The 26,073-nt window shown below is 44.3% G+C and carries 18 protein-coding genes and 1 pseudogene; 10 read left to right on the forward strand and 9 right to left on the reverse strand.

Going from position 1 to position 26,073, the window contains the following annotated elements; translation table 11 throughout:
* A pseudogene (locus tag GVN20_RS00005) lies at positions 1-1,374 on the forward strand (hypothetical protein); the annotation flags it as partial.
* Positions 1,375-1,709: 335 nt separating this feature from the next.
* Positions 1,710-2,618, forward strand: a complete 909-nt coding sequence (locus GVN20_RS00010) for a hypothetical protein (protein WP_166556378.1) — start codon at positions 1,710-1,712, stop codon at positions 2,616-2,618.
* Positions 2,619-2,623: 5 nt separating this feature from the next.
* Here GVN20_RS00010 and meaB read toward each other — a convergent pair whose 3' ends face one another.
* The 8 genes from meaB to GVN20_RS00050 form a co-directional block, all read right to left on the reverse strand.
* Positions 2,624-3,607 carry a methylmalonyl Co-A mutase-associated GTPase MeaB gene (gene meaB, locus GVN20_RS00015; RefSeq protein WP_166556379.1) on the reverse strand — a complete coding sequence of 328 codons (984 nt, stop codon included), beginning with the start codon at positions 3,605-3,607 and terminating at the stop codon, positions 2,624-2,626.
* Between the two features lie 89 nt (positions 3,608-3,696).
* On the reverse strand, positions 3,697-4,377 hold the full coding sequence (locus GVN20_RS00020) for a 2-C-methyl-D-erythritol 4-phosphate cytidylyltransferase (protein ID WP_166556380.1): 681 nt from the start codon (positions 4,375-4,377) through the stop codon (positions 3,697-3,699).
* A gap of 92 nt (positions 4,378-4,469) precedes the next feature.
* On the reverse strand, positions 4,470-5,513 hold the full coding sequence (queA, locus tag GVN20_RS00025) for a tRNA preQ1(34) S-adenosylmethionine ribosyltransferase-isomerase QueA (protein WP_166556381.1): 1,044 nt from the start codon (positions 5,511-5,513) through the stop codon (positions 4,470-4,472).
* Positions 5,514-5,660: 147 nt separating this feature from the next.
* Positions 5,661-6,230, reverse strand: a complete 570-nt coding sequence (locus GVN20_RS00030; RefSeq protein WP_166556382.1) for a hypothetical protein — start codon at positions 6,228-6,230, stop codon at positions 5,661-5,663.
* Between the two features lie 22 nt (positions 6,231-6,252).
* Complete coding sequence (locus GVN20_RS00035) at positions 6,253-8,577, reverse strand: TonB-dependent receptor (protein ID WP_310586798.1); 2,325 nt, start codon at positions 8,575-8,577, stop codon at positions 6,253-6,255.
* A 33-nt stretch (positions 8,578-8,610) separates the two neighbouring features.
* On the reverse strand, positions 8,611-9,597 hold the full coding sequence (locus GVN20_RS00040) for a toxin-antitoxin system YwqK family antitoxin (protein ID WP_206023167.1): 987 nt from the start codon (positions 9,595-9,597) through the stop codon (positions 8,611-8,613).
* 175 nt (positions 9,598-9,772) lie between these two features.
* Positions 9,773-11,323: a DUF1501 domain-containing protein gene (locus GVN20_RS00045; RefSeq protein ID WP_166556383.1), complete on the reverse strand. Its 1,551-nt coding sequence runs from the start codon at positions 11,321-11,323 to the stop codon at positions 9,773-9,775.
* A gap of 24 nt (positions 11,324-11,347) precedes the next feature.
* Positions 11,348-12,730 carry a DUF1800 family protein gene (locus GVN20_RS00050; RefSeq protein ID WP_166556384.1) on the reverse strand — a complete coding sequence of 461 codons (1,383 nt, stop codon included), beginning with the start codon at positions 12,728-12,730 and terminating at the stop codon, positions 11,348-11,350.
* 245 nt (positions 12,731-12,975) lie between these two features.
* On the opposite strand from GVN20_RS00050, the gene GVN20_RS00055 reads away from it, so the two are divergent.
* From GVN20_RS00055 to gldG, 4 genes are all read left to right on the forward strand, one after another.
* On the forward strand, positions 12,976-13,725 hold the full coding sequence (locus GVN20_RS00055) for a copper homeostasis protein CutC (protein ID WP_166556385.1): 750 nt from the start codon (positions 12,976-12,978) through the stop codon (positions 13,723-13,725).
* 78 nt (positions 13,726-13,803) lie between these two features.
* Positions 13,804-15,750 carry a glucosamine-6-phosphate deaminase gene (gene nagB / locus GVN20_RS00060; protein ID WP_166556386.1) on the forward strand — a complete coding sequence of 649 codons (1,947 nt, stop codon included), beginning with the start codon at positions 13,804-13,806 and terminating at the stop codon, positions 15,748-15,750.
* 112 nt (positions 15,751-15,862) lie between these two features.
* Complete coding sequence (locus GVN20_RS00065; RefSeq protein WP_166556387.1) at positions 15,863-16,192, forward strand: DMT family protein; 330 nt, start codon at positions 15,863-15,865, stop codon at positions 16,190-16,192.
* A 45-nt stretch (positions 16,193-16,237) separates the two neighbouring features.
* Positions 16,238-17,872: a gliding motility-associated ABC transporter substrate-binding protein GldG gene (gene gldG, locus GVN20_RS00070; RefSeq protein ID WP_166556388.1), complete on the forward strand. Its 1,635-nt coding sequence runs from the start codon at positions 16,238-16,240 to the stop codon at positions 17,870-17,872.
* Between the two features lie 66 nt (positions 17,873-17,938).
* On the opposite strand, the gene GVN20_RS00075 is transcribed toward gldG, so the two are convergent.
* Positions 17,939-19,834 (reverse strand): DNA topoisomerase IV subunit B, encoded by a 1,896-nt coding sequence (locus GVN20_RS00075; protein ID WP_166556389.1) that lies wholly within the window; start codon positions 19,832-19,834, stop codon positions 17,939-17,941.
* Between the two features lie 434 nt (positions 19,835-20,268).
* Here GVN20_RS00075 and GVN20_RS00080 point away from each other — a divergent pair, with 434 nt between their 5' ends.
* From GVN20_RS00080 to GVN20_RS00095, 4 genes are read left to right on the forward strand one after another with little or no spacing between them, the layout of a single operon-like run.
* Positions 20,269-22,752, forward strand: coding sequence for an SLBB domain-containing protein (locus GVN20_RS00080; RefSeq protein WP_166556390.1), 2,484 nt, complete (start codon positions 20,269-20,271; stop codon positions 22,750-22,752).
* A 43-nt stretch (positions 22,753-22,795) separates the two neighbouring features.
* Positions 22,796-23,875 carry a hypothetical protein gene (locus GVN20_RS00085; protein ID WP_166556391.1) on the forward strand — a complete coding sequence of 360 codons (1,080 nt, stop codon included), beginning with the start codon at positions 22,796-22,798 and terminating at the stop codon, positions 23,873-23,875.
* Positions 23,876-23,930: 55 nt separating this feature from the next.
* Positions 23,931-24,773 carry an ABC transporter permease gene (locus GVN20_RS00090; RefSeq protein ID WP_166556392.1) on the forward strand — a complete coding sequence of 281 codons (843 nt, stop codon included), beginning with the start codon at positions 23,931-23,933 and terminating at the stop codon, positions 24,771-24,773.
* A 35-nt stretch (positions 24,774-24,808) separates the two neighbouring features.
* Positions 24,809-26,059, forward strand: a complete 1,251-nt coding sequence (locus GVN20_RS00095; RefSeq protein WP_166556393.1) for an ABC transporter ATP-binding protein — start codon at positions 24,809-24,811, stop codon at positions 26,057-26,059.
* The last annotated feature ends 14 nt before the right edge of the window (positions 26,060-26,073 follow it).

Consider the following 26,073-nt stretch of genomic DNA (forward strand, 5'->3'; position numbering starts at 1 on the left):
TTAAGCGCAGTTGGCACAAATCTAAAATGGTATTTGGCTGCTTCTGGGGGTGTTGGCAGCAGTACTGCGCCCACGCCCTCCACGGCCAACAGTGAAACGTTGAGTTATTGGGTAACTCAAACGGTCAACGGCTGCGAAAGCACTCGTACCAAGATAGATGTGGTTGTAACGGCCACTCCCACTTCCCCAGGAGTAGTCACACCGATAAGTTACTGTCAAGGCCAAACAGCGTCTGCTTTAAGCGCAGTTGGCACAAATCTAAAATGGTATTTGGCTGCTTCTGGGGGTGTTGGCAGCAGTACTGCGCCCACGCCTTCCACGGCCAACAGTGAAACGTTGAGTTATTGGGTAACTCAAACGGTCAACGGCTGCGAAAGCACTCGTACCAAGATAGATGTGGTTGTAACGGCCACTCCCTCCCCTCCAGAGGTTACCACACCGATAGATTACTCACAAGGCCAAACAGCGTCTGCTTTAAGCGCAGTTGGCACAAATCTAAAATGGTATTTGGCTGCTTCTGGGGGTGTTGGAAGTACGGTTGCGCCAACTCCATCCACCGTTGATGTTGGAATGACTGAATATTATGTCACTCAGACAGTGAACAATTGTGAAAGCAATCGGGCTACGATTCAGGTTGAGGTCATTAATGTCGTTGATTCTTCACAAACTACTGTTTGCTTAAATTTGACATTATTTTTGGAAGGACCTTATGCAGGAAGCCTGACTATGACAAACAAACTCAATCAGCAAGGACTTTTGCCGGGGCAGACACCCATTAGTTCACTTGGTGTCCCAACCCCTGCTGGGCAGCCGTATTCAGGAGCACCGTGGAATTATTCGGGTTCGGAGACCGCAATTTCTTATCCTCCTAATACGGTCGATTGGGTTTTGATTTCTTTGCGTACTGTTGCCCTAGATCCTCTCACAACCGTTTTTCGTACCGCTGCTTTGTTGCTTTCCAATGGCAGCGTTTCATTGATAAGCCTTTGCCCTGTATTGTCGACAAATCAATCGTATTTTGTTGTAGTTGATCATCGCAACCATATAGGGGCTATTTCTCATCAAGCCGTTCCTGTAGTTAATAAAAGTATTAACTACAACTTTTCAACGCAGCAATCCTACATCCCCGTTGGCTCACCTGCCAATGGACAAAAGCAACTTTCGCCGGGATTCTTCGTGTTGTATGCCGCTGACTGTACTAAAAATTCACTTTCACAAATTGACGCAAACGATACTAGTAAATGGCGAGTAGATAATGGAAAAGTAGGCCGTTATCTAACAACAGATTTTAACATGGACGGTGCTCCTGATGCTAATGACAATACGCTATGGCGTTTAAATAATGGTCGGTTTTCCGGCATAAATTTCTATTAATGGCACGTTTATTGCTCACCCAATGATAAGTGTAAAATCCATGTTACAAGAAAATAAAAAAATAGTAACTGTTTAGGTACTCTTTTTATTTAAAAAGTACAATTTAACTGCCATAATTCAATTAGAAAAGTATAATTTTCAGTCAGCGCAAACCTTATGAAATTCCAAAAATGCAGTGTTTTTCAGGAAACTGCTCAAGGATAAAAATATTAACTTTTTGTCTGTTAGGCTTTTAATTTTCTATAGGGTACCTAAACAATTACAAAAAATAAATGATATGTAATTGCCCATCATAGAGTCTTAATGAAATTAGATAGTTATAAATACATATTATCATGAAAAGTCCAGTCATTGGCCGTGGGCTAATTTTAGTTGGGATAGTACTCTTTTACGCAACGGGAGCGTTTGCCCAGACAAGTTTTAAGTTGCGGCTTGTCCCCAAAGTAATCGCTTGCGATAGTGCCATTGTCAGCGTAGAAATTCAGGCGCCCGACAGTGCATTTGTAATGGGAAATGCCAATTTGAGAATTTTCTATAAAAGTGCTCAGCTCGCAAATCCGTCTATTAAAAGTCGAAATAACTTTTCTTCAGGAGATTACTTTAGTATAACTTCATTGACAGATGTTGGGGTAGACACCTCTGTATTTACGCTGAATATTTTGTACAGAGGAGAGCAAGGGAGTGGAACTACCGTGGGGAATTCTTGGATTTCAGTTGCTGACGTCAAATTTGCGTTGACTGGAACAAATACTTCTAAATGCTATGACTTGTTTTTTCTGCCAAAGGGTGCGTCCAGTTCACTGCCCAATACTGTAATAACCCGTGCTTATGCCTCCCCAACGGTTGAGGATCCGACTCGGACGCTGACCTCAGAAATAAACGGGACATTTACCAACATTACGAATCAATGTTCGCTTCCAGTAGTTGCGATTGCAAAAGATACCACCATCAATGCGGGTGGAGTGGCGGTTCTGACGCTCTCCTCACAAAATGGGGTCTTTCCCGCTACGGTTACAATTACTGGGCAAGCCCCCATTCAATTAACCCAGGCAGAGCCAGTCAAAACGGTGTCGGTATCACCCGCTAGCGAAACAATCTATCAAATTTTGACCGTGACAGGCAATTGTGGTTCTGGGTCGGCGGCCGCTGGAAAAAGTCAAGCGAAGGTGTCGGTATTGCAAGTCACCCTTCCAGAGTGCCCTCCTACTAAGTGTATCCCGTTGACACTCAGGATAATAAAATAAAAGATTTAAGAACGAAAAATGTCCATCAAAAAAGTGGCGGCTCTGATGGGCAGCCACTTTTCGTTTTGTACCATTAGCTCAACTTCGTGAAGTTGTTGGGTGACTTCTTTATGACTGTAAAACTGCTCTTCCAACGTCTGGCGTATGAGGCTGTGCATCCATTCCAGATTTTGTTGTCGGCGATTTTTAACGTGGAATCCAGAGGCTTTGGATTGTGAATCAAATTGAAGAATTTGATTCCATATTTCATATAAACCTCGCTTTTCCAGTGCCGAACAGGTCATTACGGGCGGAAACCAGCCATTTTCATTGGGAGGAAATAGATGAAATGCATTTTGGTATTCTATCACTGCTCGTTGGGCAGCGGATTGGTTGTTGCCGTCGGCTTTGGTAATTACCACAGCATCGGCCATTTCCATAATTCCCTTTTTGATGCCTTGGAGTTCATCCCCTGCCCCCGCAAGCATCAATAAAAGGAAGAAATCAACCATTCCTTTTACGACGGTTTCGGATTGCCCTACTCCCATAGTTTCCACCAGTATAATGTCAAATCCTGCCGCTTCACAAAGCAGCAGAGTTTCACGGGTTTTGTTGGCTACGCCACCCAATGAGCCGCCTGAAGGTGAAGGGCGAATGTACGCCTTTGGGTCGTGGGCGAGTTCTTCCATACGCGTTTTATCGCCCATGATACTGCCTTTGGAGCGTTGACTGGTTGGGTCAATGGCCAATACCGCCGTTTTTTTGCCGTCAGCGGTCAATGTTTTGCCGAATGCTTCGATAAATGTACTTTTTCCAACCCCAGGCACCCCCGTGATTCCGACCCGAATGGCGGAGCCTGTATGGGGTAATATTTGTTCCAGAACCCGCTGCGCTAAAATTCTGTCGGAAGGTAGCTGGCTCTCAATCAATGTAATAGCTCTGCTAAGTATCAGCCGATTGCCTGATAATATACCTTCGACGTACGCATCAACGGAGAGACGAGCTTGCAACAGCGTAGAGATTGGTTAGTGGTAAATACTGCCTATAAACCTGAAGATAAATATAAAATTTTGCGCCTTAGCTTACCGATTTATCAATGTTATTCTCCTGGCTGGGCGGCAAATGCCTCTGCCCACAGTAAATCTTCAGGAGTGGTTATTTTGATGTTTTCGTAACCGCCTTCAATGAGGGTAATGGGGTGCCCCGCTTGTTCCAAAACGCTGGCACAATCAGTAAAAGACGGTTGCTCAGGGGTATCAAAAGCGAGGCGCATCCAGTCTAAACGGAAAGTTTGGGGAGTTTGTACCAAACGATAGGCGGCCCGGTCAACGGAATGATTGGCGCCGTCGGCGTCGACAAAACGAATGGAATCTTTGGGGGAGACCGCCGTAATTGCCGTGCCTTTTTGCGCGGCAACTTCAAAACTTTGGGCAATGATACTTGGAGAAACAAAGGGCCGGACTCCGTCGTGGACTGCAACCAAGCCTTCTTTGGCACTTATTTTTTTTAAGCCGTTTTTGACCGATTGAAATCGGGTGTTTCCACCAGCTACGGTGACAATGGCGGGATAAAATCCGTGTTTGTCGCAAAGCGCGTACCACGCTTTCATCTCATTGGCGGGAAGAACTAGCAGAATTTGCAGCGAAAAATCGTAAGCGATAAACTTTTCAATGGTATGCATTAAAATAGGTTTACCCCTTACTAGCATGAATTGTTTGGGCGTTTTACTCCCCATGCGAGTGCCGTTTCCGCCGGCGACGATGATGGCAAATTTGGTCATAAAAAAATCGTTAGTAAACAGTCGTTAGCCGTCAGTATTAATACAAAAACGTAACTATGGACTATTTACTAACGACCAATTATGAACTTAACTTAAATAATAAGCATGGCATCGCCATAGCTAAAGAACTTGTATTTTTCCTTCATTGCTTCTTCATAAGCCTCCATGACAAGGTCATGGCCACCAAAAGCGCAAGTCATCATCAACAAGATGGATTCAGGTAAATGCAGGTTGGTCAGCAATGCGTTGGAAATTTTGAAGTCGTAAGGCGGGAAAATAAATTTGTCCGTCCATCCTTCAAAAGGTTTTACGCGATTGTTGGCCGATACCGATGATTCAAGTGCTTTGAGCGAAGTTGTCCCGATGGCACAAACACGTTTGCCTTTGTCGAGCGCTTCGTTGATTACGTTGGCCGAAGCCTCGGTGATGGCAAAATTTTCGGAATCGGTTTTGTGTTTGGTCAAATCTTCAACGTCAACTTGACGGAATGTGCCTACCCCTACGTGTAACGTGATGGGGGTAAAGTTGATGCCTTTGATTTCCATGCGCCGTTGAATCACTTTCGTAAAGTGCATTCCCGCCGTTGGGGCAGCTACCGCACCCACGTGTTGAGCGAAGATGGTTTGATAGCGCTCACGGTCAGCATCTTCCACCTTGCGCTTAATGTCACGAGGAAGGGGAGTTTCTCCCAACTCGTCGATGGCGCGCATCAACTCGTCGTGATTTCCGTCATACAGGAATCGAATGGTACGCCCACGAGAGGTGGTGTTGTCAATGACTTCCGCAACCAAGTCGCTATCGCCAAAGTACAATTTATTTCCTACTCGAATTTTACGGGCAGGATCTACCAGTACATCCCAAAGCCGCATTTCACGGTTGAGCTCACGAAGTAAAAAAACTTCAATTTTCGCACCTGTTTTTTCCTTTTGACCGTATAAGCGTGCCGGAAAAACTTTGGTATCGTTGACGACCATTACGTCGCCTTCTTCGAAGTAGTCTATAATTTCGGAGAACTTTTTGTGTTCAATCTTTTTGGTCTGACGATTTACCACCATTAGACGGGACTCGCCGCGGTCTGCAGGATAGAGAGCAATTAAGCTCTGAGGAAGGTCAAACTTAAACTCGGAAAGTTTCATATATCTTTTTGGCTAAAAGACACCGTAAAAAAAAATAAGACCGCAAAAGTAGTAATAAATTGGCTATTATCAGCTAGTTTCGTCTTTTTTTTTAGTGCATGGTCAGGATCCAGCCCTATTTGGGGTGTGTTATAACCAAAGGACTTATTAAGGAGCTACTACTACATCAAAGGTGATATTTACATCGTCACTTCCAGGGGCAACGGTACCATTTTTAACGGGTTGTCCATTTACGGGGGGCTGGTGGCGCAACTGAACGCGAAGTGTACCTTGATTGGTGCTTCCAGTGGTAACGGTCCCAGACAATCCAATTGGAAAATTACGGCTGTCTTTGTCACTTGCCGTGTAGGTAAACAGCGACGAAGGCGTGGGTGTTAATACGACCAAATGTTCATCACCTTCTTCCCGTACTTCGTCGGTTATGTTATCAGTCGGTGTTTTGCTTTCATCCAAAAATTCAACATCTACTTTGTAGCTGCGGCTTGCTTTTAAGGTAATCCGTGAGGTTGTTGGAGCATTGCCGCCGTCACCGTCCAAATCTTTCCATTCAAATTTTTGGGGAGTCGTTGTTCCGGCTTCGGTGAAAGTCAGGCGTACGGTCGTAATTAACTCGTTTTCGTCTTCTGGGGCGGGAGCTTCTTTCGTTCCACAACTCCAAATTACCGCAGTAATGGTCAATGCTAGCGTAAGAGTTAATAATAAATGTGTAGGTTTCATGGGAATATGTTATAGTTAAAAATTAAAAAATCCATTTTAAACGCATCGAAAAGTTGCGGCCCTGTTCCAGTGAATAATACCGGAATCGGTTAAGATAGTCGCGGTAGGCGGTATCAAACAGGTTTTGTCCCGTAATGCCCCACGTTATTTTTTGTTTTTCGGTCAAAATTATGTCGCCGCCTACTTGGATTGACCATAAATGGTAGGCGGATGGCGGCGGCATAAAATCGCTATTGGGCGGAACGCGCTTTTGTTGATCGACCCATAAATGCCCAATGGAAACGAACGAATCATGAGAGTGAATCACTGTCCCTATTTTGTAACGCAAGCCGTTTTCAATGCGATTGGCGGGGATGGCCACCAAATAATCGTTGGCGGCTTGGTCGTAAGCCCTCAGGTACGAAATTTTTGCGGTGTGTTCCCAGCGGGGAGTAATATTCCATTCGGTGGTGACGTCGGCACCTGAAAATGTTGCGTTTGTTTGAACGTATTTAAAATATGGAAAAGCTCCACGAATGGTCAGAATGGGTTCCGATTGCGGTTTTAGGTAGATAAAGTTTTGAATGGAATTGTAGTAAAGGCCTATTTCAGCGCGAAAACGTTCGGAAGTATATTCCACGTTTCCCATCAAATTATAGGCGGTTTCGGGGCGCAGGCTTTCGTTGCCTTCTTCATAGGCAGCTGCGCCGTGGTGTACTCCTTTGCTGTACAGTTCGTTGACGCTCGGCGGGCGCCAGCCAGTGCCAAAATTTGCCCTTACAGAGAGGTAGGAACTGGCATTAAATACGCCCCCAACGGTACCCGACCAACTGTTGAATTGATGGTTTCGTTGGTCTAATGTTTGCCCAATAAAACGATACACTTGAAGCCAACGCATATCATATCGTAGACCAGCTTCCCATTCCCATTTTTGCCGAATCCAGCGCTCAATCACAAATGCACCCGCGTTGGATTGCTCAAAATCAGGGATTAAGGGGCGGCCATCGGTAAAGTTGTATTGGTGCAAACCGCTGAATCCGATTTGACCTGTGATTTCTTTGGCCATGGGCTTATGTTCCAAAACTATATCACCAGTTAAGGTTGTAATCCTAAACAGCAGCGCGGGCTTTAGGGCTGCCTGCGGCCCGTGCAGGTCGTATTCGGCGCGTTGGTTGTGCTGTCGGCCTAGGGTCAGCGAAAGACGATTCCCTGAAAACTGTCGGTAGGCTTTTATCTTTAACAAATCATGGTCAACGAGCTGATTCGGACGCTCAATGGCGCGGTTAAAATCCGCTTTGATGAAGGGCTCTCCGTTCTGAATGACGCTGAGTAAATCAGAGGTGCTTCCGATGTGCGAGCCTGAAAAGATTCCTAAATTGGTGTGGAATTGACTATAAAACACCTCCGCACCGAGTTTGACAGAACGGTAACCCACCGCTGCCGAAAAATTCTGTTCACGAACACCCGTATTGGCCAAAAAATAATCGGGCGTTCGAATATTGCCGCCATTTTTGAGGGTTCCTTGCAGACGCCAGCCAAACCCTTTCCATTTCTTGAGCCCGCCTTCAAATGTTCCTGATACAACCCCTGTACGTCCATTTGTAAATCCCACCGTATTCAACTCACCTCGTATTGAGCCAATTGTGTAAGGCAGTTCTGCTGGCTCTACCAAAATAACCCCACCGATGGCATCCGAACCGTACCGAACCCCCGCAGCTCCTTTCACAACGGTTAGGCGTTTGGCAATGAAGGGGTCAATTTCGGGCGCATGTTCGGAGCCCCATTGTTGCCCTTCTTGCCGTATTCCGTTATTTATGATTAAAATCCGATTACTGTGTAGTCCGTGGATAACGGGTTTGGCAATGGAAGCTCCCGTTTGTAACATAGTAACACCCACCATTTTTTGCAGAGCTTCGGCCAAGGTTTGGCCGCGGGTTTGTTCCAAAGATTGATTTTGTAACGAACCAGAAGGTTGCGTTAGCGAAGTGACGCGCCGTGCTACGATTTCTACGTCCTGCAAGTGCACTTCGTCTTCGCTGAGATTGAGGTTTTCTTCCGCGCTGTGTTGGAGCGCAATGGTGGTGCGGGTGGTTTTGTAGCCAATGATTTTACATTCCAGTACGTAACTGCCCTGACACAATCGGTCAAATTTGTAATGACCTTCGGTATCAGTAGTGGTTACTTTGGAGGTGTTTTTGATGGTTAGTACGGCACCGACAATGGGGAGGTTGGTCTCACGGTCTTTTACCACGCCTTTGACGAAACAATCGCAGTTCGCCGTATTTTGGGCGTATACTGTGTTGAAGTCAAACAAACCAATGAAGAATAATATAATGAACAGACGAACCACCCTTTGTGAATTTTTCACAAAAGTATATTAAATGCAACTTTGTTGCAAATATTAATTTTCAGATTCTTCGGCGGGCGTTTGGTCTTTGGGACGTTCGTAGATAAGTTTTCCCTTGTCATCCCATTCACTGATTAAAATTCCTTCGCCGTCTTCGTACCAATAGCGGGGATAACGTGTCACTTTCTTGCGTTGGCGTCGGTATTGGTAGTATTCATTCCAAGTACCAATCGGAAGGTCATTGTCGTATTGACCTTTTACCATTAATTGACCGCCGTCGTAATATTTGAGATAATCCCCCTTTCTTTTTCCGTAATGAATAGGAATCACTTCAAGGACTTTGGTGTGGGCAGAGTCATAATAACTGATAACTGATTCGGCAGGGAACCCGCGTGACCATTTTGTTTTGTCCAGTAAGCGGTAGTTGGCGTCGTAGGTTTCCCAACGTCCGTCTTTGGTACCGATGTAATAATTGCCTTCCTCTACCAAGGCTCCTGAGGCATAGCGTTTGTAAGGACCGTGAAGAATAAGAGCCGATTCTTTGTCCTTGATGGCAGCTTTTGAGATGATTCGGTTGCGAGAATCGTACCAAAATACGTCAACTCCATCATATTGGCGCGGTGGACGGGTTTCTTTCAATACGTGAAATTCAATCTGGGTGATTCGGTCACCGCTTCCAGTCGAGGAAGTCATGCGAACAATAGACAACCCCTCATAATCGGTATGAAATTTCTTCTTTTTCTTGCGTTTAGCTTTTTCTGCTTTCCGGTATTCTTTGATTTTAAGGCCTAAATCAGGAATCGTTTCCGTGAAAAAGCCCACGGCGTCGGCGGGTTTTACAGCTTTTCCACCCACAGTTGCCCCAACGCTCGGGGCAGCGGTTGAAAGTCCTGCTTTTTGAAGTAAGCTATCGGCTTTAGCTTTTCTCTCCTGTAACTTTTGGGTTCGCTTATCGGTTTTTTCAGACGTTGACTGCCCATTAGAAAGCTGGAAAGAAAACAGCAGGGTGGCAAAAACCGCTGCTGGTAAGTAATTTTTCATAGTATAAGCTAACTGCTGCAATTTCTCTTTAAGATGATGATATTCAACCTCCAAAATTATACCAAACTTTTAACGCTCGATTTTATAATTTGGTATAAGGAGGATAAATGTAATGAAAAAGAGAGAGTTAAAGCAAGAATTTTGATGCTGGTTATCGGTGAAAAGGATGGAGAGGTTACATTTTTACCAATCGAATTACTTTTTGACCTGCATCGCATCTTAACATACACAGATAATAGCCGGGTGTCCAATGGAGGCCGTTTATGGGAATGGTATAACTTCCATTTTGTGCCGTTCCTTCGCGCAACACCTCTATTTCTCTTCCCATCAAATCGTACAGCGCCAGCTTTATATACATCTGTTTGTTGATAGTATAGGTGATTCTAGTCAAGTCGCTAAATGGATTGGGAAAGTTTTGTTCTAAATTAAAGTCAGGATTGGTCGCCAGCGTGGTATCGGGTACAGGTTTGAAAATAGGCACCGTTTTAAATTCCTTATTGCCCATAATGGTCGTTGCCATGGCGCGCTCTACCCCGAGGTAGTCTTGCAATACACTGGTGTAAACTTGACGGAAGTCAAATTCGTATTTAATATCCCCGTTGCTGTCTACGTCACTTAAAACAGGATTTTTTCCAATCAATCCACCCAATACTGAATTGCCGACCACGAATAAAGGGGCCGCTGAGCCGTGGTCGGTTCCCATGGTTCCGTTTTGGGTTACTCTTCGGCCAAATTCGGAGAAGGTCATGACGACGACTTTGTCGCCTAAGCCTCTTTTAGTCATGTCTTTTTGAAAGGCCGCGACTGCCTCAGATACGGTTTTGAGCAGGTTGGCGTGGGTTCCCGTGGTGGTTGCGTTGGCCACTACCTGATTGGCGTGCGTATCAAAGCCCCCGATAGTTGTTAAATAAAAAGGTGTTTGTAGTCCTCCCGAAATGAGTTCTCCCACAATTTTTAACTGTGTCCCCAAATTAGTGCTGGGAAATGACGTAACGTTTTTGGTAGCATTATCCCACTTTTTCTTGATAATGTCGGAGTAAGCAACGGATTGGGAAGCCACCTGTCGCATAAATTTTAGCTCTTCGCCCGCAAGTGTGTTGGGTATTGGGTCTGTGTCAACACTGGTGCCTTTTACCAAATTATAAAAATTGTTAGGGTCATTAAAAACGACCCCCGTAGATCCTAAATCAGACTGAATCAGGAGTGATTCTACCGCGCCTAGCTGAATAGCCATGGGCTGGTCTGGAATTTGGATTGGGAAACCTGGATAAAGTTGGGCCAGATACCGCCCCACCCAACCTTCATCCAATACTTCGTTGGCATCAGACGCGGTTAGCCAAATATCGGTAGAACGAAAATGAGAACGGTTAGGGCTTGGATACCCCACATTTTGAACGATGCTCATTTTTCCATTGTCGTACAGCGCTTTCAACGCGCTCATGGCGGGGTTTAGCCCCATTTGGCTGGTAAGCGGGAGTACGCTTTCTTTTTTTATGGCAATATTTGCGCGCTTGTTATAATAAAGCGGATTCTCATAAGGCACCACCGTATTGAGGCCGTCGTTGCCGCCAGATAGTTGAACCAGCACAAAGATTTTGCCATTCGTGGCCTCCAGATTAAGCGCAAAAGGATTGTGAGCAAAGGCCTTTACTGGAATATTTCCCATCCCAAACGCCACTCCTCCCGAAATAAGACTCAGTTGTTGTATAAACTCTTTACGGTTCATATTCTTTTCGTTATGGATAAAAAACTAGGCAAGTTGAAACTCAGGGAGCCGCATTACAGCCTTAAAAAAAACTTTGAGTTGAACATCAGCGCCTGGCGTGCTGGTAGACCAATTGGCCAAAATAGTACCGCCGAGGAGTGTTCTTACGAGTGCCTCTTTTTTCTGCGCACTAAGTGGAAACTGTAAGAAGAGCGTCACAACATCGTCCACAAATTTTACGGCATCTTCGGAGGTTTTGTATGACCGGGCGTAATCAACGGGCGCACTTATGTTTTTGAATTGAACCGCTCGCGCATTACCCATCATATTGACCACGTTGTCAGAAAATCCGCCTCTTACAACAAACGTTGTGGAGTTAATCCAGTCGCGTTGGCCCACCCATCCCTGCACACTCGGCGGGAAAAAGAGTTGCTGTTGTAGCGCCTGTGATTGTGTATATACATATGCCCAGTCGGCGGTAGGGTTCATTTGCGCGGGCGTCATGTCAAAAGCTTTTAAAATACCAATGGTCGTCTCCATGGGGCTTTTGATTTTGGCACCTTTGTAATCGGTTTTATAAAACTCGTCGCTGGTAAGCATGAAAGATAGGACTGGACGAATTTCGTAGCTGTTTTTACGAAAAACATCGGCCATTTGCTTCACAAAACTTTCGTTGGGCTTATAAAAGATGAATTCTTTGTAAAGTTTCTGGCATATAAACTCGGCCGCTTGAGGTTTTTCCAAAATGATGTCGACAATATCACCATAGGCGAAATTGCCTGTTTTGCCCAAAAAAGTCTTCGTAGTGTTCGAAAAACGGTTGGGGTTAAAGGTGGCATTTAAACCGTTTACTTGCCAGCCCGTAAGTGCCAAAGCAGCTTGCTTGACGTCGGTTTCGGTATAATTTCCAATTCCCAAAGTAAACAACTCCATCAACTCACGAGCGTAGTTTTCGTTGGGCGTGTTGCCGCTGCTCAATCGGCCGTCCAAATAAATTAGCATGGCGGGGTCAATGGTGACTTCTTTGGTCAGTTGCCGGAAATTTCCCCATGCACTGCGCCTAAAAAGCGTATTTTGTCGGTACATGTGCTGTGGAAAATTGACTTTGTCACGCTCAGAAACAAAATGATTATGCCAAAACAATACCATTTTTTCCCGCATGTTCAGTCTTTCTCCCAGTTGTTGGTTATACCACCAGTAGGTCATACTTCGATAACGGTCACCGTCGGCCGTGCCATTGTTGGCGACGGGGTTTTCGTTGACCCAATCACCTGGAGGAGGGGGGAGTGGAAGCGAAGCTAAAAGAGATTTCTCCACAAACTCCTCAAGCGTTGGGTAAGATAACGCTTGCTCCAAATCTTTGCGAGAATAGCCAAATAAACACCGCGAAAGCAGATGTTTAGCGTTTGATATATCCCAAACAGGCATAAAAGTAGTTTTTGACGTTCAAGTAGATGGTATTGGTAAAATGTATTGACAAAATTGGACAAAAAAGGTTTAAAAAACTAATACATTACTTTGTTGATTTTCAGGAATATGTATAAAATGGGGAGAGATGCTAATAAATATTCCAAACAGGCGGGGTATTTAATATCTTTGTTTAGACCTCAAAAGAGTCGAGTTGTTGTTTTAATTTTGGACTTGTTCTCATTTTTGAATTTAATTGTTTGATTATGCAGGTTGAAGTTTGTGCTTTTTCGATAGAATCTTGTTTAAATGCCCAACAAGCGGGTGCGCACCGGGTAGAGTTATGTGGAGGCTTATATGAGGGCGGAACCACGCCAAGTTATGGGTTGATTCAACGGGCTCGGTCTGTGCTTTCCATCCAACTCTATGTCATGATTCGTCCGCGCGGAGGAGATTTTTGCTATGATGAAGAAGAGCTTGAAGTAATGCGACTGGATATTTTGGCCGCCAAAAAAAGAGGTGCTGACGGTGTAGTGTTTGGATTATTGAATCCCGACGGACGAGTTGATATTGAACAGACAAAAGCATTGGTTGCCTTGGCTAAGCCCATGGGCGTAACTTTCCACCGGGCCTTTGATGTAGCTTCCGATCCTTTGGAGGCATTGGAGGCGATTATTGAAGCGGGGGCTGAGCGTATATTGACCTCGGGTCAACAAAATACAGCGATAGAAGGCAAGAAGCTAATCAGTCAGCTAGTAGAGAGAGCAAGCGGAAGAATAGAAATAATGGCGGGGTGTGGCGTAAATGCTGACAATGCCGTGCTTTTAGCTAAGACAGGTGCAAACGCCTTACATTTAACGGGAAAAGCTGTAAGACAAGGAGCAATGACTTATCATAAACAAGGGGTAAGTATGGCATCTGTTTTACCAGCGGATGAACACGAAATTATTTATACAAACGAGGCAAATGTTAAGAGGCTAATTGAGCGGTTAAGTGAAGAAAAAGTTAATTTTTAAAATTTTTTATTAATTTAACTCGCTAATTATCTTACAAGTAGCTACCTTTGGACGCAAAAATCACATTTTTTCTTGATCATGATTACTGAACCTTTAATGATTCAAGCCCAAACCGCTAATAGCGGTATTGTAGGTCAAGCCATTACCTACGAAAAGATTCCAACGCAGATATACGCTAATGCCAAAGACGCATCTGCGGCGGTGGCAAAAGAGATTGCTGATTTGATTCGGAGCAAACAAAAAGAAGGTAAACCTTGCGTGTTAGGGCTGGCAACGGGCTCGTCGCCCAAAACGGTTTATGCGCAACTCATCAAAATGCACCGGGAAGAAGGGCTAAGTTTTAAGAACGTAATTTCGTTCAACTTAGACGAGTATTATCCCATGCAGCCGGATTCGATTCACAGTTATGTTCGCTTCATGCGGGAGCAGCTTTTTGACCACGTGGATATTCCGCAAGAGAATTATTTCATCCCCGATGGTACCGTTCCAGCAGCGATGATTGCCGATTTTGCCCATCGTTATGATAACAAAATCAACGCCATGGGAGGTATTGATTTTCAGTTGCTTGGGATTGGAGGAAATGGGCACATCGGTTTTAATGAGCCAGGTTCATTAATCAATTCCCGTACCCGTTTGATGACGCTCGACCACTCGACCCGTGCGGCAGCAGCCATGGAATTTGGTGGGCTACACCAAGTGCCCAAAAAAGCCATTACCATGGGGGTAGCGTCCATCATCAATGCCAAAAGAGTGGTGTTGTTGGCATGGGGTGAACGCAAAGCGCCCATGATTAAGGCCGCAGTTGAAGGGCCAGTAACAGAATTGGTGCCAGCGTCGTATTTACAGGCACATCCAAATGTGGCCTTCTTTGTGGATGAAAGAGCCGCCAACGACCTGACTCGCGTAAAAACGCCGTGGTTGGTGGATACCGTAGAGTGGGATAACTCTATGATTAAGAAGGCCGTAACTCATTTGTCGTTTACGCTGCAAAAGCCTATCCTGAAGCTTACCACTAAAGATTACAACGACAACGGGATGAGCGATATGCTGGCCGCTCATGGTTCAGCCTATGATATCAACATCAACGTTTTCAACCAATTACAACATACCATTACGGGATGGCCAGGCGGCAAGCCCAATGCCGATGATACCCACCGTCCTGAACGGGCGCTTCCTGCCAAAAAACGGGTTATTATTTTCAGCCCGCACCCCGACGATGATATTATTTCGATGGGAGGTACTTTCCAGCGCTTGGTTGATCAGGGTCATGAAGTGCACGTAGCCTATCAAACCTCGGGAAATATTGCCGTAGCCGATGATGAGGCGTTTCGCTTCATTGATTTTGTGGTAGACTACAACCACAAGTTTGGGATTGAAAGTCAGGCAGCAATGCAGATATTTAACGATGCCAAGGCATTTTTGAAGCAGAAAAAAGACAGCGAGATTGACACCTCTGAAGTTCGATATGTAAAAGGGCTGATTCGTCGCGGAGAAGCCAAAGCTACCTGCCGTTTTGTGGGAACCGAACATTTTCACTTCCTTGACATGCCTTTCTACGAAACAGGGACAATTCAGAAAAAAGGCATTAGTGAAGCAGATGTTAAGATTATTGCCGATTTGATTGAAGAAGTGAAACCGCACCAAATCTACGCAGCTGGCGATTTTGCCGACCCGCACGGTACGCACAAAGTGTGCTGGGATGCTATCGAGGCGGCGCTTAAGCAACTCAAGCACAAAAACTTTATGAAAGACTGCTGGGTGTGGCTGTATCGCGGTGCCTGGGCGGAGTGGGATATTCACGAAATCGAAATGGCCGTTCCCATGAGCCCCGATCAGGTTGTAAAAAAACGCTACGGAATTTTCAAACACCAATCGCAGAAAGACGGCGTAGTGTTTCAGGGAGAGGACTCTCGTGAATTTTGGCAGCGTGCCGAAGAGCGTAATAGCGGAACAGCACTTCTCTACGACCAACTGGGCTTAGCGGAGTATGAAGCCATGGAAGCATTTGTGCGTTGGCATTTTTAGAAAGTGACTTTATAAAATTTTACATAGACAAAAGCGTTAGTTGGTCAGAAAATCAGCTAACGCTTTTTGTTTATGGTATCTTTGTCCTAAAATCATTACCTATAGCTTTGTTATGCGTACCACATTATTGCTGTTTTTATCAAACCTATTTATGACCACGGCTTGGTATTGGCATTTAAAATACAAAGACACCTCTCTCTGGAAAGTAATTTTGATTAGTTGGCTCATTGCGTTTTTTGAATATTGTATTGCAGTTCCTGCCAACCGGATCGGGTCTTATGAATTCAATGCTTTTGAACTCAAAACCATTCAGGAGGTAGTCAGCTTAACCGTCTTTGTGGGTTTTGCCGTTATTTACCTCAAAGAAGAAGTGCGGTGGAATTATTTAGTAGGCTTCGGCTTCATAGTTCTGGCCGTCTTTTTTATTTTCAAAAAATGGTAACTTCTTTTTCAAATAATTAATTATCAATTGCTTATTCGTTTTTGAATGAAACAACGAATTGTAAAAATCGCGGTTTTTCTGATTGCACTTATCGGGCTGAATGTCTTGGCTTCTTTTGTGTTTTTTCGGTGGGATTTGACGGAAGAAAAACGGTATTCTATCTCGGATGCCACCAAACGATTGCTCCAAAATCTAGACGGTCAGGTGGTGGTAAAAGTTTATTTGACGGGCGATTTTCCCGCTGGATTTGAACGCCTCGAACGCGCGGTTGAGGAAACCCTTGAGTCGTTTTCGGATTATGCAGGCGCCAATATCGCCTATCGTTTTATTGAACCCAACGATCCCAAATTACAGGAAGAGCTCACACAGAAAGGGCTTATTCCAACCAATTTGTTTGCCAATGAAGACGGAAAACGCACCGAGCGACTGGTATTTCCAGGAGCCATGCTGGTTTATGAAGGCAAAGAATATCCCGTCCAATTGTTGAAAGGAAATCAAACTGCTTCTCCCGAAGAACGGCTGAATCAGTCGTATGAAGGAGTGGAGTTTGAACTGGCGTCGGCTATTCGTCGACTGACGCTCAAGGAACACAAACGAATTGGTATTTTGGTGGGGCATACCAAAGTACCCCCGCCGCGTTTTTCAGATTTGTTGGCTACACTCCAACAAAACTATGATTTGTACTTCGACGTTCAGAATCCGGACTCTTGGGAGAAAGGCGATTTGCTTATCATTCCCAAACCCGATTTGCCCTTTACGGAAGATGAAAAATACCGACTCGACCAATTTGTGATGCGGGGCGGAAAATTAGTGATTTTTGCCGACGGGGCGCGGGTCGACAGTGTCAGTTTGGAAGGTACATTCGCCCAGCCCTCGGCGCTGAATTTGGATGATTTACTGTTTAAATACGGATGCCGCATCAATCAAAATCTTATCAAAGACCTTAGCTGTGCCTTACTTCCGCTCAATGTGGGCAACATGGGCGACAAACCTCAGATTAAACCCCTACCGTGGCGGTTTTTTCCGTTGATTAATAATTTTGGCAAACACCCGATTGTCCGAAATTTAGATGCCATTTACACGCGTTTTCCTAGTAGTATCGATACCGTCGATGCGCCTGGCATTGTCAAAACACCGCTTTTGCTTACTTCCCAATACACTAAGCTTCTGAAAGCGCCTGCGTTGGTGGCCTATAATGAAGCACGTCAACAACCAGACCCGAGAGAATATAATGCAGGTGTAAAAAATGTGGCTCTGCTCTTGGAGGGGGCTTTTTCATCGCTTTACAACAACCGTATTCTTCCCAACGACCCGCGCATGAGTTCTTTTGTAGGACAGGGAAAACCCGCCAAAATATTGGTCGTTTCTGACGGCGATATGTTGGTCAATGACATTGATTACGCCCGAGATGCACCTTTTCCGCTGGGGTATGACCGTTTGTCGGGAAAAACTTTTGCCAACAAAGATTTTGTTTTGTACGCCATTGATTACCTGATGGATTCTGAAGGATTGATTACGGCGCGAAATAAACAGGTAACGTTGCGTCCGTTGGATAAAATCAGGTTGAAGGAAGAGCGAACCCAATGGCAATTGCTTAATCTATTGGCTCCATTGGTATTAATCGGACTTTTGGGGGGAGCTTGGCAATGGATTCGTAAGCGCAAATATGCCACTGGATAAACGTATAAAGACATTAAAAAAGGCCCAGAAACAATATTTCTGGGCCTTTTTTAATGTTGAGCGAATTTATGCTACCTCTGCTATTATGGGAGCCTCTTCCAAAATATCTTTTTCTATCCGCAGGTTGTCAATGATAAATCGCTGACGGTCAGGGGTGTTTTTGCCCATGTAATAACTCAGTAATTTGGGGATGGTAGCTTCTTTGTCCAAAATAACGGGCTCAATACGCATATTTTCTCCGATAAACCGACCAAATTCATCGGGAGAAATCTCACCCAGGCCTTTAAATCGTGTAATCTCTACTTTTTTGCCACCGCCGAGTTTTTTGATGGCTTTCTGCCGCTCCTCATCGCTGTAGCAATAAATCGTTTCTTTATGATTGCGCGGATTGCGTACTCGAAACAAAGGTGTTTGCAAAATATACACGTGGCCATTACGTACCAAATCGGGGAAAAATTGCAGGAAGAATGTCAACATTAGCAAACGAATGTGCATCCCGTCTACGTCGGCATCGGTGGCAATTACAATGCGGTTGTAGCGTAAGTTGTCGAGACCGTCTTCAATGTCGAGGGCGTGTTGGAGTAGGTTAAACTCCTCGTTTTCATACACCACTTTTTTCGTCATTCCGAAGCAGTTGAGCGGCTTTCCACGCAAGCTGAATACAGCTTGGGTTTGTACGTTTCGTGACTTGGTAATCGAGCCGCTGGCCGAGTCGCCTTCGGTAATAAAAAGGGTGGTTTCGTAGCGGTCTTCCGATTTGGCATCGGGAAGGTGATTGCGGCAATCCCGGAGCTTTTTGTTGTGTAAATTGGCCTTTTTGGCGCGGTCGTTAGCCAGTTTTTTAATTCCCGCCAATTCCTTACGTTCCCGCTCCGATTGCTCAATTCGCTTTTTCATGGCTTCCCGTACTGAGGGGTTCATGTGCAGAAAGTTGTCCAATTTCGCTTTCAGAAAATCATTGACAAACGTACGAATGGTTGGGCTGTTGGAATCAGGAGAAATATTATTAGAGCCCAGTTTGGTTTTGGTTTGTGATTCGAAGACGGGCTCCTGTACCCGCACACTGACGGCCGCGATGATGGACGCCCGCACATCTTCAACTGCATAATCTTTGTTAAAGTGCTCGCGGACAGTATCGACCAGCGATTGGCGAAAAGCTGCTAAGTGTGTGCCCCCTTGCGTGGTGTATTGACCATTGACGAAGGAATAATATTCTTCTCCGTATTGGTTGCCATGCGTAAGAGCAATCTCAATATCATTGCCTCTCAGATGAATGATGGGATACCGAATAGCGTCTTCGTCGGTTTTGTTCCGCAAAAGGTCTAATAGCCCATTTTGGGAAAAAAACTTTTGCCCGTTAAAATTAATGGTTAGCCCAGCGTTTAAGTAGCAGTAATTCCAAATCAGGTTTTCCAGAAACTGGGGGATGTAGTGGTAATTTTTGAAAATGGTATTATCAGGTTCAAAAATCATGTGCGTGCCATTGCGTTGGTTCGTTGCTTCTTCGGTGGATTCGGCCGTTATTTCCCCCTTGCGAAATTCTACCCACCGGGTTTTCCCCTCCCGAAACGACTGAACTTTGAAATAACTGGAAAGGGCATTTACTGCTTTGGTACCTACGCCGTTAAGCCCGACCGATTTTTGAAAGGCTCCTGAATCGTATTTGCCCCCAGTATTGATTTTAGAAACACAATCAACTAATTTTCCCAAAGGAATGCCCCGACCATAATCACGAACCTCGACGCGGTGGTCCATGATTTTTATTTCTATTGCTTTTCCGTAGCCCATGGTGTGCTCGTCAATGGAGTTGTCGATGATTTCTTTGACCAGCACGTATATACCATCATCTGCGGCGGAACCATCTCCGAGTTTTCCAATGTACATTCCTGGACGGAGCCGAATATGCTCCTTCCAGTCAAGAGACCTAATACTGCTTTCGTCGTACTTTACTTCTTCTGCCATTACTTTAATTATAGATTAAGGACGCTCTTCGGAAGCGCTGCGGTTACAAATTACGATTTTAAATGTACGAAATACAACGTTTAAAATGTGAAAAACAGTGTTCATAAAATAATTATGGCTAAATATTTGGGAGGTTTAAGGAAGTTTAACTTACTTTGTAAAACAAAGTTCTTTTTACAGTACATTTCCATTTCTTAATACGTTGATTGTTAATAATCTAAAAAAAGAAAAATACATCAATTACGAAAATGAAAATATCGGAAAAATTATACAATAAGCCGCGAAAATGGCCGTAAAAAAGAAAAAAGTTTAAAAAACACAAAAAGTTACGTTACTTTGTCGGCCGGATTCGTTCTTACATATCGAACGGCTTAGCGAATACGTTAAGATATTGTTAATCAGAATCTAAGAATTTTGTTTTGAACATAATTTGCATGAAGAAGTTTTTTGGAAGTTTATCTCTATCAAGCGCTCGGCGCACCATTTTCAACGTTTGCCTGGTAAGTGTTCTCGCCATTGTGAGCATAAACGCTCAAACTCCCGCAGGGGCAGGCTCAACTTCAAGCGGTTCGGCAGGGGCGGGAGCTCCCGCAGCAGCACAAGGACAACCTTCGGCAACCAATGCTGGCAATACCCCGACCGCTGCTCAACAAAGTGCAATCAACAATGCGATGTCTAAAAAGGCAGAGCAGGCTAAAGACCCGAACGCTCCCGTGAATCCGACGGAAACAAAAACAAAAGCGGATACGGTAGCATTAGATCCAGAAGAAGCGTATCGGCAGGCACAATTGGTTAAATTGCGCCGTAAAATATTTGGTACGCAGCTTTTTAACAATCCTAAAGTAGATTTTGCTCCTTCTGAAAACATTGCAACCCCTCGTGATTATACCATTGGGCCAGGTGATGAGCTGACCGCCTATATTTATGGGTACTCTCAATCACAAATTGAAATGGTAGTAAACTCAGATGGATTTGCGTTTATCAAACCCGTCGGAACGGTTCAGTTGAGTGGCCGTACTATTGAACAAGCTCAGAAAGAGTTGATTACTCGATTGGCCCCTTACTACAACAATTTGGGTACTCCTGGCAATACCAGTGCAAGTACATATCTTCAAATTCGTTTAAGCAGAATCCGGACCATTCGGGTAACTGTTTTGGGCGAGGTAGCTACGCCAGGAACGTACAATGTATCTTCTTTGTCATCGGCACTTAATGCCCTTTATTTGACTGGTGGCCCTAATGAACTTGGTTCGTTTCGTCAGATTCAAGTGGTTCGTAGAAATAAGACCATTGCCACCCTTGATTTGTACGAATTATTAATGAACGGCACATTAAACAGCGACATTCGCCTTCAGGACAATGACGTTATTCAGGTGGGTGTTTATACCAAACGCGTTGAAATAAAAGGGAATGTAAAACGCCCTGGTATTTATGAATTGCTTCCGACCGAAACCATTAGTAAGGTGCTGGAATATGCTGGTGGATTTTCCGACAATGCCTATACGGATCGCTTAAAAGTGTTGGGACTAACCACCAAAGAGCGCAAAATAATTGATGTAAAAATCAGCGAATTTGACAAGTATATTCCCAAGAACGGCGATGAAATAAGCGCAGAGATGCTGCTTGCTCGTTTTGAAAATATGGTTGTGATCAACGGTGCGGTTTTTCGTCCAGGTCAGTACTCATTGGATCAAAACAAATCGTTGCTTGAATTAATTAAAAGCGCCGAAGGCCTAACAGGAGAGGCATTTACGGGACGGGTTAATATTATTCGTACCAGAGATGACCTATCGGTAGAGAATATTTCTATCAATTTAGCCGATATGATTAACGGCAAAACCGATGACTTGCTGCTAAGACGGGAAGACCAAGTGATTATTCCTTCCAAATTTGAATTACGGGAAGCGGCTTTTATCAACATTAGAGGAGAAGTAAATCAAGGCCCAGCCGTAGGTTTGCCTTACACCGCAAATTTAACTTTAGAAGACGCCATCATCAGAGCGGGCGGGTTTAAAGAATCAGCGGCAAATTCGCAGGTAGAGGTTGTGCGTCGCCGTCGGGATGTGAATGTACAATCTGCTTCAGCACAAATTGCAGATATTTTCACCTTCGATGTAAACCGGGATTTGACGATTGACGGAAACGACAGTCGCTTTATGCTCGAGCCCTATGACGAGATTTTGGTAAGAGCTGCTTCTAACTACCAACCCCAAACTTTTGTTACGGTTCAGGGCGAAGTGGTAAATCCTGGACTGCACGGTATCAAGAGTAAAGACGAGAAATTGTCGGATTTGCTCGTGCGGGCTGGTGGCTTAACCGCTCAGGCGTATGTGAACGGAGCTACGCTGTTACGGAAAGTAACCCTGACAGATGAAGAATTAGAACAACGCAATAAGGCCGTGGCGGAGATTTCGGATGATGCAAAGAAAGGCCAATTTGTAGGGGGCGAAATTGATAAAAATAAGGAAGAAGCCATTGGAATTGATTTGAGACGAATTTTGCAAAACCCTGGTGGGAGAGAAGACATTATTTTACAAGACGGTGATATAATAGACATTCCAAAGCGACTAGAAACGGTGCGCTTACAGGGTGAGTTATTATTTCCTACCACCGTTAAGTTTCGTAGTGGTAGTTCATTTATGGACTATATATCGCAGGGAGGAGGGTTTACACGTACTTCCTTAAAAAGAAAGTCATACGTGATTTACCCGAATGGCTCTGTTGACAGAACGCGTAAATTCCTTTTCTTTAATATTTACCCTAAAGTTGAACCAGGCTCAGAGATACACGTTCCACAAAGAACTCAGTCTGATTTGGTTGAAGCGCAACGTGCTATTCAATCGGTTATTGGTATATCTTCAACATTAATGACCTTAATTACGACCGTAATAGCTTTTAGATTTTTGGGGAATCAATAAATAAGATGTAAAAAAATAGAAGCTATTCAGGTTTAAAAGCATCATGGAACAACAACAAGAACAAGTAACACTTAGTCCGAAACTTATATTTCAGAAAATAATTCAGGCCAAAGATTTAATTCTGAAAAACTGGTGGCTTATCCTGATTTTGGTCGGAGTTGGTACCGCAATAGGTTATTACGTCGATTCGGAGAAAAACAAAAGAGTACAATACGTTTCCGAAATCATCTTTAACGTAACTGGAGCTGGTGCAACCCAAGATTTAGGAGGCTTAGGAAGTTTGCTCGGTGGCATGGGCGGAGGGCGTGGTGACGCAGGCTTGTTTACGGGAGAAAATCTTTTCTATGTCATCAAAACGCGCCCTGTGTTGGAAAGGGCCTTATTAACCCCCATAACACTGAGTAACGGTAAAAAAGAGCTCTTTGTCAATTATTATCTTGACTCTACTTTTATCCGTCAAGATGATTGGGGTGATTTCTTGAAAGAGTGGTTGCCTGTACGTATTGAGCACACCAAGCGCGACTCAATGTCGAGGCTAGAAAGACAAGTATTTGATGGTGTACTGCACAAAATTCGGGATCGTGAAATCACCATTGGGCAGCCTAATATAAAAACAGCATTTTATGAGCTAACCGTTTCTATGGAAAATGAGGGTGTATCCAAAGTATTTATCGAACTTTTGCTTTCAACGGTAGAAAGGGTATACCAAGAAACCCAGACCCGGAAATCCCGGGAAATGATGGGAATAATGAGAGCTCGGGTAGACTCTTTGGGACGAGTACTCAACCGAACCGAAAGCCAACTTGCCAAAACGACCGCTATCAATATAGAAGCCGTGGCTCCTACCGCTAAAGTAGCCGAGGGAAGACTCACCCGAAGTACTTCTTTTGTTACAGCATTGTATTTGGAAGCTTCTAGAAGCTTGGAGAGTCTCCAAATGTCAATCGTGAAAGAGTCTCCTTTGTTTACGATTATTGAACCGGTGGTTTTGCCGCTAGAAACAAAGCTTTTTACCCGAGAGAATACTAAATTTGGGGCAATTCTTGGCTTCATTGTTGCTGTCATTTTTGTATTAGCCAAGCAGACGTACTCGGAGGCACTGAAAGACATGAAGAAAAAGTGAGTTGGTGTTTCCTTATTTTGAAGGTACTAACTCTTAATTCGTACAATAACTACAGATGGCATATATAAATGAAGTAGTGATTGAGGCTGGTCACGGCGCCAAAAACTATTGGAAAGATTTGTGGAAAAACCGAGAATTGCTGTGGATTCTTGCCCGGCGGGATTTGTCGGTTCGGTACAAACAAACCGCTATTGGAGCCGCTTGGGCCGTTTTACGGCCCTTGGCTACGATGGCGGTAATGGTTTTTGTTTTTGAAATGGTGGGTAAATTTGAGGGAGACGCGGGTGTCCCTTATCCCTTGATGGTACTGGCAGGTATTACGATTTGGACGTTTTTTGCCAATACATTTACCCAAATCAGCCACAGCATTTTGCTGAACTCCAACTTGGTGACCAAAACGTATTTTCCCCGACTGATTATGCCGTTAAGTTCGGTTTTGGTTGGGTTTATAGACTTTGCCGTATCGCTGGGTTTATACTTCATCATTGCTCTCTGGAAAAATCACTTACCTGGTTTGGAGATTATTTTCCTTCCGTTATTTGTGTTATTGGCCTTATTGACCTCCTTATCATTTGGGCTATTTTTCTCGGTCTTGAATGTTCGCTTCCGCGATATTGCCCAACTCATTCCTTTCTTAGTGCAGATTGGGTTCTATGCCTGTCCGATTGCGTACAGTGCGTCTTTAGTGGAAGCCAGCCAAGATGCATGGTGGTACGATTTGTATTATCTCAACCCGATGGTGAGTATCATCAACGGATTTAAGTGGTCGTTGCTAGGAGATGGTTCCTTTTTCAAGGTAAGTAGTTTGTACAGCACGGTGGGAGTTATATCGGTAATGTTGCTAATTTCCGTTTACTATTTTCGTAAGGAAGAAAATTCATTTGTTGACTACATTTGATTACTTTTGAACCTATATAAACTTTGGGGCGCTCAATGCAGGTAATTGTAGCAGAAGATATAAGCAAAAAATACATCATCGATCACCAAAAAGCGATGCGTAAAAGTTCGACGTTACGCGATACTTTTTCGGAGAAATTCAAGCATTTTTTTGGTAAAGGTGAACAGGATGAGGTAGAAAAAGAAGAGTTTTGGGCGCTTCGCGATGTGAATTTCACCGTTGAGCAAGGTGACAGGGTAGGAATTATCGGCCATAATGGCGCGGGTAAATCTACTTTGTTGAAAATCCTCAGTAAAATCACTGAGCCTACGGGCGGAAAAGTAACGATAAAAGGACGTGTTGCGAGTTTACTGGAAGTCGGAACAGGTTTTCACCCTGAGTTAACGGGACGGGAAAATATCTTTCTCAATGGCGCTATTCTCGGGATGAAACGTCAGGAAATTAAGAGTGCGTTTGAGAGTATTGTGGAGTTTGCAGGAGTTGAGAAATTTTTGGATACTCCCGTAAAACGGTATTCCTCAGGGATGTATGTACGACTAGGCTTTGCCATTTCGGCTCATCTCAGTCCTGAAATCCTCATAATCGACGAAGTGCTTGCAGTAGGCGATGCTGATTTTCAGAAGAAATGTCTCGGCAAAATGCGCGATGTATCTGAAAGCGGCCGGACGATTCTATTCGTAAGTCATAACCTTGCCGCCGTGCAATCTCTTTGCAATCGTGCTTTCTATTTTGAGCACGGTCGCCTAAAAATGCAGGGAGATACCACGCACGTCGTCAATAATTACCTTAGCCATGTGGCCAAAACGAACTTGGAGCATTTTTGGGAAACCCCCGAGGAAGCCCCCGGTAGCGACGAAGTACGTTTTCGGACGGTCCGTATTGATCCTGAGTATCAGGGAGGTAAACATTATATAGATGTAACAACACCGGTCCGGGTTCACATTGAATTTTGGAATATGGCCGAGCGTGCCGATTTAAATTTAAGTCTGCACTTATATGCCTTTACGGGAGAATGTATATTTAATGTAGGAACTACCTCCCAATCTTTTGAAAAAGGATTGGTGGCTGCTACGCTGGAGATTCCGGGTAACTTCCTGAATGATGGCTCGTACGTGATTTCAATCATGGTCGTAAAAGATACATCTACTGTATTATTTCAGTTGCCCGATGCACTGGCTTTTGAGGTGGAGGACCACCGAGAGGGTGTTACTTGGTACGGCAAATGGCCGGGGTATGTGCGTCCTCAATTAAATTTTCAAATTTCTCAGTCAGAAGTACTGGTCTAAACGGTCGGCTTGCC

It is taken from the genome of Runella sp. CRIBMP, from assembly GCF_009905605.1.
In the GTDB taxonomy this organism is placed as follows: Bacteria; Bacteroidota; Bacteroidia; order Cytophagales; family Spirosomataceae; genus Runella.

Coding starts and splice junctions, on each gene's coding strand:
- GVN20_RS00010 (WP_166556378.1), top strand. CDS start 1,710: ATGAAAAGTCCAGTCATTGGCCGTGGGCTAATTTTAGTTGGGATAGTA.
- GVN20_RS00020 (WP_166556380.1), bottom strand. CDS start 4,377: ATGACCAAATTTGCCATCATCGTCGCCGGCGGAAACGGCACTCGCATG.
- queA (WP_166556381.1), bottom strand. CDS start 5,513: ATGAAACTTTCCGAGTTTAAGTTTGACCTTCCTCAGAGCTTAATTGCT.
- GVN20_RS00030 (WP_166556382.1), bottom strand. CDS start 6,230: ATGAAACCTACACATTTATTATTAACTCTTACGCTAGCATTGACCATT.
- GVN20_RS00040 (WP_206023167.1), bottom strand. CDS start 9,597: ATGAAAAATTACTTACCAGCAGCGGTTTTTGCCACCCTGCTGTTTTCT.
- GVN20_RS00045 (WP_166556383.1), bottom strand. CDS start 11,323: ATGAACCGTAAAGAGTTTATACAACAACTGAGTCTTATTTCGGGAGGA.
- GVN20_RS00050 (WP_166556384.1), bottom strand. CDS start 12,730: ATGCCTGTTTGGGATATATCAAACGCTAAACATCTGCTTTCGCGGTGT.
- GVN20_RS00055 (WP_166556385.1), top strand. CDS start 12,976: ATGCAGGTTGAAGTTTGTGCTTTTTCGATAGAATCTTGTTTAAATGCC.
- nagB (WP_166556386.1), top strand. CDS start 13,804: ATGATTACTGAACCTTTAATGATTCAAGCCCAAACCGCTAATAGCGGT.
- GVN20_RS00065 (WP_166556387.1), top strand. CDS start 15,863: ATGCGTACCACATTATTGCTGTTTTTATCAAACCTATTTATGACCACG.
- gldG (WP_166556388.1), top strand. CDS start 16,238: ATGAAACAACGAATTGTAAAAATCGCGGTTTTTCTGATTGCACTTATC.
- GVN20_RS00075 (WP_166556389.1), bottom strand. CDS start 19,834: ATGGCAGAAGAAGTAAAGTACGACGAAAGCAGTATTAGGTCTCTTGAC.
- GVN20_RS00080 (WP_166556390.1), top strand. CDS start 20,269: ATGAAGAAGTTTTTTGGAAGTTTATCTCTATCAAGCGCTCGGCGCACC.
- GVN20_RS00085 (WP_166556391.1), top strand. CDS start 22,796: ATGGAACAACAACAAGAACAAGTAACACTTAGTCCGAAACTTATATTT.
- GVN20_RS00090 (WP_166556392.1), top strand. CDS start 23,931: ATGGCATATATAAATGAAGTAGTGATTGAGGCTGGTCACGGCGCCAAA.
- GVN20_RS00095 (WP_166556393.1), top strand. CDS start 24,809: ATGCAGGTAATTGTAGCAGAAGATATAAGCAAAAAATACATCATCGAT.